The organism is Aeromonas popoffii, assembly GCF_037818705.1.
Taxonomy (GTDB): Bacteria; Pseudomonadota; Gammaproteobacteria; order Enterobacterales; family Aeromonadaceae; genus Aeromonas; species Aeromonas popoffii.
The window spans coordinates 3,338,509-3,350,787 of sequence record NZ_CP149129.1; the positions used below are offsets into that span (position 1 = coordinate 3,338,509).

The following is a 12,279-nucleotide window of genomic DNA, read 5'->3' on the forward strand; positions in this document are numbered from 1 at the left end:
TTTCGGGATAGGAGAGCACCGCTTGTGACCCATTGGACACTGCGCGACAAAATAGTGCTGGCAATCGGGGGGGGCGCTAATTAAAATAGACGTCCAGATGTAGATACCTCTACACCATCCCATTCATCCGGTTATTGCCGTGGCGATAACCCCAGACAAGCTGAGACTCTTATCATGGCAAAGCTGTTTACTTCCGAGTCGGTCTCCGAAGGCCATCCCGACAAGATTGCGGACCAGATCTCCGATGCGGTACTGGACGCCATCCTCAAGCAAGATACCAAGGCCCGTGTCGCCTGCGAGACCCTGGTCAAGACCGGTATGGTCATGGTGGCCGGCGAAGTAACCACCTCTGCCTGGGTTGATATCGAAGAGATCGTGCGTGATACCGTACGTGAAATCGGCTACACCCACTCCGACATGGGCTTCGACGCTGACTCCTGCGCCGTGCTGAACGCTATCGGCAAGCAGTCCCCGGATATCAACCAGGGTGTTGACCGCAGCGATCCGCTGGAGCAGGGCGCTGGCGACCAGGGCCTGATGTTCGGCTACGCCACCAACGAAACCGACGTGCTGATGCCGGCCCCCATCACCTACTCTCACCTGCTGGTGAAGCGTCAGGCTGAAGTGCGCAAGAACGGCACCCTGCCGTGGCTGCGTCCGGATGCCAAGAGCCAGCTGACCTTCGCCTACGACGACGCAGGCAAGATCATCGGTGTGGATGCCGTGGTGCTCTCTACCCAGCACGCCGAATCCATCAGCCACAAGGATCTGGTTGAAGCGGTACGCGAAGAGATCATCAAGCCGGTGCTGCCGGCCGAGTGGGTCAACAAGGACACCAAATACTTCATCAACCCGACCGGCCGTTTCGTTATCGGCGGCCCGATGGGTGATTGCGGTCTGACCGGTCGCAAGATCATCGTCGACACCTACGGCGGCATGGCCCGTCACGGTGGTGGCGCCTTCTCCGGTAAGGATCCGTCAAAGGTTGACCGCTCCGCTGCTTACGCCGCCCGCTACGTTGCCAAAAACATCGTTGCCGCCGGTCTGGCCGATCGCTGTGAAATCCAGATCTCCTACGCCATCGGTGTGGCCGAGCCGACCTCCATCAGCGTGGAAACTTTCGGTACCGCCAAAGTCGCCGAAGATCTGCTGGTCAAGCTGGTACGCGAGCACTTCGAACTGCGCCCGTACGGCCTGATCCAGATGCTGGATCTGAAGCGCCCGATCTACCAGGCTACCGCTGCCTACGGTCACTTCGGTCGCAACGAGTTCCCGTGGGAGCAGACCGACAAGGCCGAACTGCTGCGTTCCGCCGCTGGCCTGTAAGGCTCGCTGTGGTGATAAAAGGGGAGCCTGGCTCCCCTTTTGCTTATCTGCTACCTGACGAGATGTTGATGTCTGCCACCCCTGCCCAGCTTGTCTCCCTGCTGCAACAACGCGTAGAAGCCTGTTTTGTGCAGGCCGAAGCGCACCTTGGCCGCACCTTCCCCCGCCCGCGGATCTACTGCAATATGCGGGGCCGGGCGGCGGGTTCGGCGCGGCTGCAAACCTGGGAGCTGCGCTTCAATCCAGCCCTCTATCAGGCCAACCAGCAGGCGTTTCTGGATGAGGTAGTGCCCCACGAGGTAGCCCATCTGCTGGTTTACGCACTGTGGGGTGACGGCCGTGGCAAAAACCGGGTGTTGCCTCACGGCAGGCAGTGGCAGTCGGTGATGCGGGAGGTGTTCGGCCTTGAGCCCAGAACTACCCACAGCTTCGATCTGGCGGTCTTAGCGCAGCGCACCATTCCCTATCGCTGCCTCTGCCAGCAGCATCAACTGTCGATACGCCGCCACAACAAGGTGGTACGCGGCGAGGCCCGCTATCACTGCCGTCGCTGCAAGCAGCCGCTGGAGCGGGAACGGCCGGAGCCCGAACAGTAAGCCAGCCTGTGTCGCGCCCCTGTGGTAGGGTGCCCGCCATCGTTCGTCTATCATCCCGTTTGCAAGGAATCCCATGCGTTTCATCTCTTCCCTCGCCCTGACCCTGCTGGCCGGTTTGCCGCTGCTCAGCGCGCCCCTGCACGCCCAGACCTTTCGCGAAGCCAAGCAGGATCTGGTGAAGCTCTATCGTAGCCAACCCAATGCCACCACCTTCTACTGCGGCTGTGACATCAACTATCAGGGCAAGAAGATGAGCCCGGATCTCGCCAGCTGCGGTTATGAACCGCGCAAACAACCCAAGCGCGCCGCCCGCATCGAGTGGGAGCACGTTGTCCCCGCCTGGGAGTTCGGCCACCAGCTGCTGTGCTGGCAGGATGGCGGTCGCAAGAACTGCGAAAAAGCGAGCCCCGAGTTCAACAAGATGGAGGGGGACATGCACAACCTCTTCCCCGCCATCGGCGAGGTGAACGGCGATCGCGCCAACTACCGCTTCTCCGACTGGAACGGCAAGCCGGATCAGTACGGCCAGTGCCAGATGCTGGTGGATTTCAAGGAGCGCCGGGTGCAGCCGCCCAAGGGGCCGGTACGGGGCCAGATTGCCCGCGCCTACCTCTACATGAGCCAGCAGTATGGGCTGCGTCTCGCGGCGCAACAGCGTAAACTGTTCGACGCTTGGGACAGACAGTACCCGGCCGATGGCTGGGAGTGCGAACGCAATCGCCGCATCGGCAAGTTGCAGGGCAATACCAATCCCTTCATTGAAAAGCAGTGCCAATAACCCCATTTGACGAAGGAGGGGGAGCGCCCCCTCCCATCATGAGGCGCTTCAATAGCCGAGTGGACCTTGAACAGGGCCTCACGCCAAGATATTGAAGCGTTTCCAAGCAAGAGACTGACAATCAGCCATGCGCATTCCACGTATCTATGAAGCGGCCACCCTGCAGGTTGGCCAGACCCTCGCCCTGTCAGAAGATGGCGCCAACCATATCGGCCGGGTACTGCGCATGCAGCCGGGACAGCAGTTGGAGCTGTTTAATGGCGACGGCAATCAATATGCCGCCACCATAGCCCTGGTCGGCAAGAAGTCGGTGGAGGTGACCATCGACCACTGCGACGCCCAATCGGTGGAATCCCCCTTCGCCATCCATCTGGGCCAGGTGATCAGCCGGGGCGACAAGATGGACTTCACCATCCAGAAATCGGTCGAGCTGGGCGTCACCTGCATCACGCCGCTCTTCTCCGAGCGCTGCGGCGTCAAGCTGCCGGCGGACAGGCTGGAGAAGAAGCGTGAGCAGTGGCAGAAAGTGGTGATCAGCGCCTGCGAGCAGTGCGGTCGCAACCTGGTGCCCGAAGTTCGCATGCCGATGGAGCTGGAAGCCTGGCTGGCAGAAGAGACTCAAGAGCTCAAACTCAACCTGCACCCGCGCGCCGAGTACAGCATCAGCACACTGCCAGCGCCGACGCACGGGGTGCGCCTGCTGATTGGCCCGGAAGGGGGCTTGTCGAGCGACGAGATCGCCCGTACCGTGCAGGAAGGTTTCAAGGAGATGCTGCTGGGACCGCGGGTGCTACGCACCGAAACGGCCGCTCTGACCGCCATCACGGCGCTGCAGTGCCGCTTTGGCGATCTGGCTTAATACCATAGGGCAGTGTCGATAAGCTGCATGGCGGCATCGAATGATGGCAGCCTCAAACGGCCGATTACGCTGCGCTAATCGACCCTACAACCCAATCGAGCCATTAAGAAGGATATTCGGATGACCATTAAACTCGGCATAGTGATGGACCCGATTTCGGCCATCAACATCAAGAAAGATTCCAGCTTCGCCATGCTCGAAGAGGCGCAAAAGCGCGGCTATGAGCTCTTCTATCTGGAGATGAAGGATCTCTACATGGAAGCCGGTCGCGCCTTTGGTACCATGCGCCCGCTCACCGTCAAATATGACTATGCCGACTGGTACACGCTGGGCGAGGTGGTCGATCAGCCCCTCTCCAACCTCGATGTGATCCTGATGCGCAAGGATCCGCCGTTTGACACCGAATTTATCTACGCCACCTACATGCTGGAGCGGGCAGAGGATGAGGGCTGCCTCATCGTCAACAAGCCACAGAGCCTGCGCGATGCCAACGAGAAGCTCTACACTGCCTGGTTTGCCGAGCACACTCCGACCACGCTGGTGACCCGCCGAGCCGACAAGCTGCGCGCCTTCCACGCCCAGCATAAGGATGTGATCCTGAAACCGCTGGACGGCATGGGTGGCGCCTCCATCTTCCGCATGAAGGAAGATGACGCCAACGTCGGCGTTATCATCGAGACGCTGACAGAACATGGCAGCCAGTACTGCATGGCCCAGACCTATCTGCCCGCCATCAAGGATGGCGACAAGCGGGTGCTGGTGGTGGACGGCGAACCGGTTCCCTACTGCCTGGCCCGCATTCCGGCGCAGGGGGAGACCCGTGGCAACCTGGCAGCCGGTGGCCGTGGTGAGGCTCGTCCCTTGAGCGAAGCCGACTGGGCCATCGCCCGCGCGGTGGGCCCGACCCTGAAAGAGAAGGGCCTCATCTTCGTCGGGCTCGACATCATCGGCGATCGGTTGACCGAGATTAACGTCACCAGCCCGACCTGCATCCGCGAGATCGAGGCCGCCTTTGACGTCTCCATCACCGGCATGCTGATGGATGCCATCGAGCGTCGGCTGGCGAACGCCTGAATAACCCGAAGCTAAACGGCAATAACAACAGAGGCGGCCCCGAGGCCGCCTCTGTTGTTTCCCGCCAGCGTACGGGCACGCTACCTCAGCTGCAGAACGGTTCCACCGTCACCTTGCTCTGCTCCTGTGCCATGCCGTTGATCTGGGTGATACGATCACGAAAATGACAGCTCACCTCGCTGAGGGAGTGAGCCCGCCCAGCTCGTCCTTGCGCAGCACAGGTGCCAGCAGGGGCCCCAGGATCAGCGTCTGTCTGATCGAAACAGCCTCCATGACGTTCTCTCCATCCTGACAATGTCGATGGAAAGGAGCGCAAGCGATAAAAAGCAGTTTTGCCCGATACAGTGAGCTGCCATAATTGCCCCAAATACCTTTGCAATATTTGGCCCATATGCAAACACTGCAAAATCATTTCCTGCTCGCCATGCCAAGCCTCTCCGATCCCTATTTCGAGCGTTCGCTGGTCTACCTGTGCGAACACAACGAAGAGGGTGCAATGGGGCTGGTGGTCAACATCCCGGTGGACATGTCACTGGACGCCATGCTGACCCAGCTCAAGCTCGCCCCCCCGGCCAGCCCGGATCTCAAACAGCCCGTGCTACAAGGAGGACCGGTACACGCCGATCGCGGTTTCGTGCTGCATAGCTTCCGCCCGGGGTTCAACTCCACCCTGCAGGTGGGGGATGAGCTCATGGTCACCACTTCCAAGGACATACTGGAAACCCTGGGCACAGAGCAGGCCCCGGATCACTGGCTGGTGGCGCTCGGCTACGCCGGCTGGAGTGCAGGTCAACTGGAACAGGAGCTGGTGGACGGCGCCTGGCTGGTGATCCCGCCCAATCCGGATCTCGTCTTCAAGACCCCGATCCATCAGCGCTGGCAGCAAGCCGCTGCCAGCATAGGGGTTAATCCCATTCATCTATCCAGCGACATCGGTCACAGCTGATGCCGTTTGCCACGTATTTTACGAGGCGCTTTGAGGAAAACATTCAATGTCATCACGCAGTATCATGGGCTTTGACTACGGCACCAAGAGCATAGGGGTCGCCATCGGCCAGGAGCTCACCGGCACAGCCCAGCCCCTGCGCGCCATCAAGGCCAACGACGGAGTTCCCAACTGGGACGACGTCGAGAAGCTGCTCAAGGAGTGGCAACCGGATCTGCTGGTGGTCGGCCTGCCACTGAACATGGATGGCACTGAGCAGGAGATCACGGTACGGGCCCGCAAATTCGGCAACCGTCTGCACGGCCGTTTTGGCAAACAGGTGGAGTTCAAGGACGAGCGGCTCACCACCACGGATGCCCGCGCCCGCCTGTTTGAACGGGGTGGCTACAAGGCGCTCGACAAAGGCAGCGTGGATGGGGTCTCCGCCCAGCTCATTCTGGAAGCCTGGATGGAAGAGCAGTACGGCTAGCCACCCGCGACAAGGTTAGCAACACTCTCCTTGCCGCGACCAGCCGCTATGATAGCCGGTGACTACAATGACAAAATACGCCGGGGTGACCCGGCGTATTGACAAACGTTCATTATTTACCCCAGAGGAAGTCATCCCGTCAGGCAGACATGATCATCACAACGCCAGCTGGCTCAGGATGGCGTGAGCCGCCTTGACCCTGGCCTCGATGGGATAGTTGCGATTGGCCAGCATGACGATGCCTATCCCCCTGGCGGGTACGAACGCCACATAGGCCCCAAAGCCGCCGGTCGAGCCCGTCTTGTTATAGAGCCGCTGCTCGCCCATCGCTTTGGGCACCGCAAAGCGCGTGACCGGATTGGCCTTGAGGCTCACCGCCGGTGAGTTGCCCGCCAGCAATGTCTGCTCGGTCACCGGATAGGCGTAGCTCTCCCAGCCCAGCCCCTGAGTCATGTCCCCCACCGAATGGAAGCCAGTGTGGGTCAGCGCGATCGCGCTTGTTACCACGGCATCTCCCTGATACCCCATGTTCGCCTCGACAAACTTCAGCAGATCCGCAGAACCGGTCTTGATCCCATAAGCCTCGGCCGCCAGCACGCCCGGATTGACCCTGATGGGCTTCTCTTCCTTCGAGTAACCGTAGGCATAATTCGCCATGGCCGACTCCGGCACATGGATATAGGTGTGATGCAAGCCCAGCTTGGGCAACAAGGTCTGGCTCATCAGTTGCTCAAATGGCTGGCCCAGGCTATTCGCGGCCAGGTGACCAAACAGGCCTATGCTGGGATTGGAGTACTGGCGATGGGTACCCGCCGGGTAGGCTGGCGTCCACTGGCGATAGTAGGCATGCATCTTGTCGGTGGAATCTACCTCGTCGGGAAACTGCAACGGCAGGCCGCCCGCACTGTAAGTGGCGAGTTCGGCCATGGTGATGCCGTCGAAGGCGGAGCCTTTCAGCCAGGGCGCATGCTGGCTCACTTTGTCCTCCAGCTGAACCCCCCCCTTGACCGCAGCATAGGCGCCAAGGGTCGCGGTCAGTGTCTTGCTGACCGAACCAATCTCGAACAGGGTCTGCTCGCTGACGCGAGTACCGCTCTCCCGATCCGCTACCCCGTAGTTGAAGTAATGCGCCTTGCCTTCTTTGAGCACGGCGACCGCCATGCCCGGAACCCTGTGCTCCTTGAGCAAAGGCCGGATGGCGCCATCCACCACGGCCGCCAGGGGCTCGGCTTCTTTTGCATGGGATAAGGGGGAGAGCAGCAGGGCACTCAGTACCAGCAGCGACCGGGTTGTAGCTTTTTCCATTTGATGAGTCTCATGATGAATGTAGGTAACGCCAACCCCATGGCTGGCACAGTCAATCCGTGCGCAAGCCTAGATGAGCTCCATGTGCCCACTGTGAGCCAGAGTGAAGTCTGTGTGAAGTTGCCCCAAAAATGACCTTGCTCAATGGCTTGCCCATTCGATACTCCTCCACCGCTGACGTATAAGCTGTAGGGGCGAAAGGAGACAAGAGAGGCGCGAGTGAAGGGACAAGAGCACATAGCACGACTGCTGGCGGCCGACCTGCTGGGGTTGCAGATCTTTGACTCCCACCAGCAGCAATTTCGCTTTCACTCCGGCCCCGTCTTTACCCAGGTACTGCTGGCGGACGAGATCAATCGCGCCAGCCCCCCCTATCCCCGAGACAACGGCAGCGGATCTGGCAGCAACTGCAGCGATGGTTGCGCCAAACCTGCCGCGCATGGGATGGACAGCGATAGCGCCGACCGCCAATCAAGATCCCGCGCAAGCAAAAGGGGAGCCAGTGGCTCCCCTTGTTCATCAGACAACAGCTAACACCTGGCTCAGGCCTGCTTGTTGCTCTGGGGGGGGTTGTCCCAGATCCCCTCTTCCAGCTGGCTGCGGATCTCGGGGTACTTGTTAGCATCGAAGGTGGGCAATTTGCCCAGCTTGAGCTGGTCGTTGTAGTCCTTGGCCAGCTTGATGGCCACGCCGGAGAGCAGCACTATGGCCACCAGATTGACGATAGCCATCAACCCCATGGAGACATCCGCCATGGCCCACACGGTCGGCAACTCACCCACTGAACCAAACATCACCATGCCCAGCACGAATATCCGGAACAGCACCAGACCGCCCTTGTGGTTGTGCTCCAGGAACACCAGGTTAGTCTCGGCGTAGGAGTAGTTCGCCACTATGGAGGTAAAGGCGAAGAAGAAGATGGCCGTCGCGATGAAGATGCTGCCACCACCACCTATCTGGGAAGAGAGTGCCCGCTGGGTCAGCTCGACTCCCGTGATGCCGGAGCCAGGTTCAAACTGGCCGGACATCAGTATGATGGCCGCGGTACAGGTACAGATGACGATGGTGTCGAGGAACACCCCCAGCATCTGCACATAGCCTTGCGAGGCCGGGTGCGGCGGATAGGGGGTCGCGGTCGCGGCGGCGTTGGGGGCTGAACCCATACCGGCTTCGTTTGAGAAGAGACCGCGCTTGATGCCGTTGATCATCGCTTGGGAGATGGCATAACCCATGGCTCCGGAACCCGCCTGCTCGATGCCGAAGGCAGACTTGATGATCAGCGTAAACACCCCTGGCAGTTCGGTGATGTTCGTCGCCACCACGAACAGCGCCATCAGGATGTAGGCCAGCGCCATGAAGGGCACCACCAGCTCGGCGAAACGGGCGATACCACGAATGCCGCCGAAGATGATAAGGCCGGAGAGCACCACCAGCGTCAGGCCGGTCGCCCAATCAGGAATACCAAACGCCACATTCATCGCCAGGCTGATGGAGTTGGCCTGCACCGCATTGAACACCAGGCCGAATGCCAGCAGCAGACAGAGGGAGAATACCACCCCCATCCAGCGCATGCCGAGGCCGCGCTCCATGTAGTAGGCGGGGCCACCACGGTAGTTGCCGTCCTCGTCTTTCACCTTGTAGAGCTGGGCCAGGGTGCTCTCCACGAAGGAGGTCGCCATGCCGATGAAGGCAATCAGCCACATCCAGAAGATGGCACCCGGGCCACCGAGGTAAATGGCCACGGCCACACCGGCCAGATTGCCGGTACCGACGCGGGCGGCAAGGCTGGTACAGAGGGCTTGAAAGGAGGAGATACCGGCTTTGTCCGATTTGCGGCTATTGCGCAACACGGAGAACATGTGGCCGAAATGGCGGACCTGGATAAAACCCAGGCGAAAGGTAAAGAAGATGCCGACCCCGATGAGCAGGTAGATAAGCACGGCTCCCCACATCAGGTCGTTTAGCATTGCGATCAAAGTGTCCATATTTCTCTCGTTGTTATCACGTCCATGGCCAGTCTGCGCTGGCCCCTTGCTGTCGGTGTCTGAATTAGCGGTTCACTAAAGGGGCGGAATCTAGCATAGCGAGGGAGTTCAGAATAGTGATCGCGATCACTGAGAAACCAAAAACGAGCTGTCCGCCACAATAACGCTTCATTTAACACGCAAATTTTCAACAAAACTTGGAATCCAATCAATCAGCTGACAAATTAGCCCCAAAAGAGCACCTCCTGACAGTTATCTACATCGAGGTAGATGTGTTCACAGGGAAACAAACCACGATCGCAAGCGTTTACCTGAAATGGATTTCAAAATGGCCCCGTTTTGCCAAACGTTTTACACGTAATAAAATTTCAAGTAGCTAACCACACAATTTATGTGACCGAGGACACAAAACCGATAATCAACCAAAAAAGTTGTTTTTATCGGGAGATAAATCCATTTGCAGAAAATGGATAAAAGTCGTTTTTTATCAATCACTTTTACCCCCTTCTTCTCCGCATTGCCGGCGACTGGATGATAAGCATACAAGCCCCCCTATTGCAGGATGCGCCACATCCGTATTAATTAGGCAGGCAATGGCGATGGGCCTCCCCCATCGTGCTTTTCTGAGCCTGAGCCGCCGGGATTTTGTAATTTTATTTCAGAACTGTCGTCTCACGCCCGCAACCCAGGGATCCCTCCCTCATTAAGAGATGATATTTGCTATGGCCGATAAATTAACCCAGCTGAAAGCCCTGACCACAGTTGTTGCCGATACCGGTGATATCGAAGCCATCAAGCGCTACCAGCCCATCGATGCCACCACCAATCCCTCCCTGGTGTTGAAGGCATCCGAGATCCCCGAATACGCGGCACTGATCGAAGACGCCATCAACTGGGCCAAATCCCAGAGCCAGGACAAGGCACAGCAAATCATCGACGCGGGCGACAAGCTGGCAGTCAACATAGGGCTGGAAGTGCTGAAGATAGTTCCGGGCCGCATCTCCACCGAAGTGGACGCCCGTCTCTCCTTTGATACCGACGCCAGCATCGCCAAGGCCCGCAAACTGATCCGCCTCTACAACGAAGCCGGCATCAGCAACGATCGCATCCTGATCAAGCTGGCCTCTACCTGGGAAGGGATCCGTGCCGCCGAGGTGCTGGAGAAAGAGGGTATCCAGTGCAACCTGACCCTGCTGTTCTCCTTCGCTCAGGCCCGTGCCTGTGCCGAAGCCGGCGCCTTCCTGATCTCCCCGTTCGTGGGTCGCATCCTCGACTGGTACAAGGCCAAGCACAACCGTGACTACACCCCGAGCGAAGATCCGGGCGTGGTCTCCGTCACCGCCATTTACGACTACTACAAGCAGCACGACTACCAGACTGTGGTCATGGGTGCCAGCTTCCGCAACACCGGCGAGATCCTGGAACTGGCTGGCTGTGACCGCCTGACCATAGGCCCGGCCCTGCTGGAAGAGCTGAGCAAGACCGAAGGCGCCGTGGTGCGCAAGCTGAACTACACAGGCGAGCGTCTGCCGAAGCCAACTCCGATGACCGAAGCCGAATTCCGCTGGGAACTGAACCAGGACGCCATGGCCGTCGAGAAGCTGGGCGAAGGGATCCGCATGTTCGCCGTCGATCAGGGCAAGCTGGAAACCATGCTGGCCAGCCGCCTCTAATCCGGGCAGCAAGAGCAGACAAAAACCGGGCTCCCGCGAGGGAGTCCGGTTTTTTTATGGCTCTGTCCCAATTACGTGTTGAAAGGCTAATCTTGAAGTAGGCCATCACCTTGAGGTCTACCATCATGGATACCCCAGCCTTTCAACACCTGTTGTCCCTTTTTCCCCAGTTAACCCTGCGCCAGCGCCGTGTTGCTCAGCAGGAGCTCACTGCACCCCACACCATTACCTCGCTCAATACTCAGTTACCGGCATGCAGTGGCTGCCCACATTGTCAGGCTGATGTCACCCAGCTGGCACCCTGGGGATGGAGTCGGGGACTGCGCCGCTACCGTTGCAAACTGTGTCTGCGCACCAGCACCGTTTTGACTAAAACTCCTCTGGCACGGTTGCGCAAAGCCCAGTGCTGGGAAGACTACGCGCAAGCCCTCATCGAGGGACTGACTGTCCGCCAAGCCACGCGGCGCTGTGGGGTCAGCAAAAACACCGCGTTCCTCTGGCGTCACCGCTTCTTGCGCGCGATGGCAACCCATCAGGCCACCCGGGAAGAGGGCATCGTTGAGGTTGATGAGACCTTCTTCCTTGAATCGTTCAAGGGGCAGCGGGGACTGCCGCGTCCGGCACGTCATCGCGGTGTTGAAGCCGTTGGTGTCACCGGATGCGGTGCTGTGTAGCGATGGAGCAGGTGTGTATGCCTGTTTCAGCAAAGAACAGGGTGTAACCCATCAGGTGGTGCGCAATCGTCAAGGCGAACGGGTGGTCGGTGCGTATCACATCCAGCACGTAAACGGGTATCACCATCGGTTGAAAGAGTGGATGGAGCGGTTCCATGGCGTGGCAACGCACTACCTGAAGAACTACCTGGGTTGGCGCAGGATGCTGGAGCGTTATGGAAAAGGCGTAAATATCAAAGCATGTTTGCATGAGGCGCTGGGGCGCCCCATGCAACACGTAATTGGGACAGAGCCTTTTTTATGGTCGCCAGATCCCCTGTCATGAGTTCGCCACGAAAACGTTTTAATTTTAATGGCGTTATGTTATACGGGTGATGAGAACGAGAATAACCAAGGAGGGAGCCATGGATATGTTCAACTTCGATTATGACGATGTGGTTGAGCTCGGTTCACGTAGCCGCGGAACAACGGGAAAGAAACGTAAATGGCGTGAGATTGAGGCGTTGAAAGACAAGCATCGCCTGCAGAAGGAGCTGCAATCCATCGACATCGCCTACGAAGGTCTCTCGGAAGAGATCGAACTGTAAAAACAGC

11 protein-coding genes and 2 pseudogenes are annotated in these 12,279 nt (G+C 58.8%); 11 read left to right on the forward strand and 2 right to left on the reverse strand.

Annotated elements, in window-relative coordinates:
• Positions 1 to 174 precede the first annotated feature (174 nt).
• The 7 genes from metK (at position 175) to ruvX (ending at position 6,048) form a co-directional block, all read left to right on the forward strand.
• Positions 175 to 1,326, forward strand: a complete 1,152-nt coding sequence (gene metK, locus WJM78_RS15150) for a methionine adenosyltransferase (RefSeq protein ID WP_033116068.1) — start codon at positions 175 to 177, stop codon at positions 1,324 to 1,326.
• A gap of 68 nt (positions 1,327 to 1,394) precedes the next feature.
• Positions 1,395 to 1,922 carry a SprT family zinc-dependent metalloprotease gene (locus tag WJM78_RS15155; RefSeq protein ID WP_339010227.1) on the forward strand — a complete coding sequence of 176 codons (528 nt, stop codon included), beginning with the start codon at positions 1,395 to 1,397 and terminating at the stop codon, positions 1,920 to 1,922.
• A gap of 73 nt (positions 1,923 to 1,995) precedes the next feature.
• Positions 1,996 to 2,700 (forward strand): endonuclease, encoded by a 705-nt coding sequence (locus WJM78_RS15160; RefSeq protein ID WP_339010228.1) that lies wholly within the window; start codon positions 1,996 to 1,998, stop codon positions 2,698 to 2,700.
• Positions 2,701 to 2,827: 127 nt separating this feature from the next.
• Entirely contained in the window at positions 2,828 to 3,559 is a 732-nt protein-coding gene (gene rsmE / locus WJM78_RS15165) for a 16S rRNA (uracil(1498)-N(3))-methyltransferase (RefSeq protein WP_339010230.1), read from the forward strand.
• A gap of 120 nt (positions 3,560 to 3,679) precedes the next feature.
• Positions 3,680 to 4,633 (forward strand): glutathione synthase, encoded by a 954-nt coding sequence (gene gshB / locus WJM78_RS15170; RefSeq protein ID WP_275930082.1) that lies wholly within the window; start codon positions 3,680 to 3,682, stop codon positions 4,631 to 4,633.
• A gap of 391 nt (positions 4,634 to 5,024) precedes the next feature.
• Positions 5,025 to 5,579 carry a YqgE/AlgH family protein gene (locus tag WJM78_RS15175; RefSeq protein WP_042037546.1) on the forward strand — a complete coding sequence of 185 codons (555 nt, stop codon included), beginning with the start codon at positions 5,025 to 5,027 and terminating at the stop codon, positions 5,577 to 5,579.
• A gap of 46 nt (positions 5,580 to 5,625) precedes the next feature.
• Positions 5,626 to 6,048, forward strand: coding sequence for a Holliday junction resolvase RuvX (ruvX, locus tag WJM78_RS15180; RefSeq protein WP_042037503.1), 423 nt, complete (start codon positions 5,626 to 5,628; stop codon positions 6,046 to 6,048).
• A gap of 156 nt (positions 6,049 to 6,204) precedes the next feature.
• On the opposite strand, the gene ampC is transcribed toward ruvX, so the two are convergent.
• Complete coding sequence (gene ampC / locus WJM78_RS15185) at positions 6,205 to 7,353, reverse strand: FOX/MOX family class C beta-lactamase (RefSeq protein ID WP_339010236.1); 1,149 nt, start codon at positions 7,351 to 7,353, stop codon at positions 6,205 to 6,207.
• Between the two features lie 240 nt (positions 7,354 to 7,593).
• Here ampC and WJM78_RS15190 point away from each other — a divergent pair.
• Positions 7,594 to 7,722: pseudogene (locus WJM78_RS15190) on the forward strand (AAA family ATPase); the annotation flags it as partial.
• A 173-nt stretch (positions 7,723 to 7,895) separates the two neighbouring features.
• On the opposite strand, the gene WJM78_RS15195 reads toward WJM78_RS15190, so the two are convergent.
• Positions 7,896 to 9,338, reverse strand: coding sequence for an alanine/glycine:cation symporter family protein (locus tag WJM78_RS15195; protein WP_212512938.1), 1,443 nt, complete (start codon positions 9,336 to 9,338; stop codon positions 7,896 to 7,898).
• Positions 9,339 to 10,060: 722 nt separating this feature from the next.
• Here WJM78_RS15195 and tal point away from each other — a divergent pair.
• From tal to WJM78_RS15210, 3 genes and pseudogenes are all read left to right on the forward strand, one after another.
• Positions 10,061 to 11,011 (forward strand): transaldolase, encoded by a 951-nt coding sequence (tal, locus tag WJM78_RS15200; RefSeq protein WP_212512939.1) that lies wholly within the window; start codon positions 10,061 to 10,063, stop codon positions 11,009 to 11,011.
• A 125-nt stretch (positions 11,012 to 11,136) separates the two neighbouring features.
• A pseudogene (locus tag WJM78_RS15205) lies at positions 11,137 to 12,010 on the forward strand (IS1595 family transposase).
• Between the two features lie 79 nt (positions 12,011 to 12,089).
• A complete protein-coding gene (locus tag WJM78_RS15210; RefSeq protein WP_042037507.1) occupies positions 12,090 to 12,272 on the forward strand; it encodes a DUF3545 family protein in 183 nt (60 codons plus the stop codon).
• Positions 12,273 to 12,279 lie beyond the last annotated feature (7 nt).

Excerpts from the sequence above, each read along its gene's own strand:
- ruvX (WP_042037503.1), top strand. The coding sequence starts at position 5,626 with ATGTCATCACGCAGTATCATGGGCTTTGACTACGGCACCAAGAGCATA.
- metK (WP_033116068.1), top strand. The coding sequence starts at position 175 with ATGGCAAAGCTGTTTACTTCCGAGTCGGTCTCCGAAGGCCATCCCGAC.
- WJM78_RS15160 (WP_339010228.1), top strand. The coding sequence starts at position 1,996 with ATGCGTTTCATCTCTTCCCTCGCCCTGACCCTGCTGGCCGGTTTGCCG.
- rsmE (WP_339010230.1), top strand. The coding sequence starts at position 2,828 with ATGCGCATTCCACGTATCTATGAAGCGGCCACCCTGCAGGTTGGCCAG.
- WJM78_RS15210 (WP_042037507.1), top strand. The coding sequence starts at position 12,090 with ATGGATATGTTCAACTTCGATTATGACGATGTGGTTGAGCTCGGTTCA.
- WJM78_RS15175 (WP_042037546.1), top strand. The coding sequence starts at position 5,025 with ATGCAAACACTGCAAAATCATTTCCTGCTCGCCATGCCAAGCCTCTCC.
- ampC (WP_339010236.1), bottom strand. The coding sequence starts at position 7,353 with ATGGAAAAAGCTACAACCCGGTCGCTGCTGGTACTGAGTGCCCTGCTG.
- WJM78_RS15195 (WP_212512938.1), bottom strand. The coding sequence starts at position 9,338 with ATGGACACTTTGATCGCAATGCTAAACGACCTGATGTGGGGAGCCGTG.
- tal (WP_212512939.1), top strand. The coding sequence starts at position 10,061 with ATGGCCGATAAATTAACCCAGCTGAAAGCCCTGACCACAGTTGTTGCC.
- WJM78_RS15155 (WP_339010227.1), top strand. The coding sequence starts at position 1,395 with ATGTCTGCCACCCCTGCCCAGCTTGTCTCCCTGCTGCAACAACGCGTA.
- gshB (WP_275930082.1), top strand. The coding sequence starts at position 3,680 with ATGACCATTAAACTCGGCATAGTGATGGACCCGATTTCGGCCATCAAC.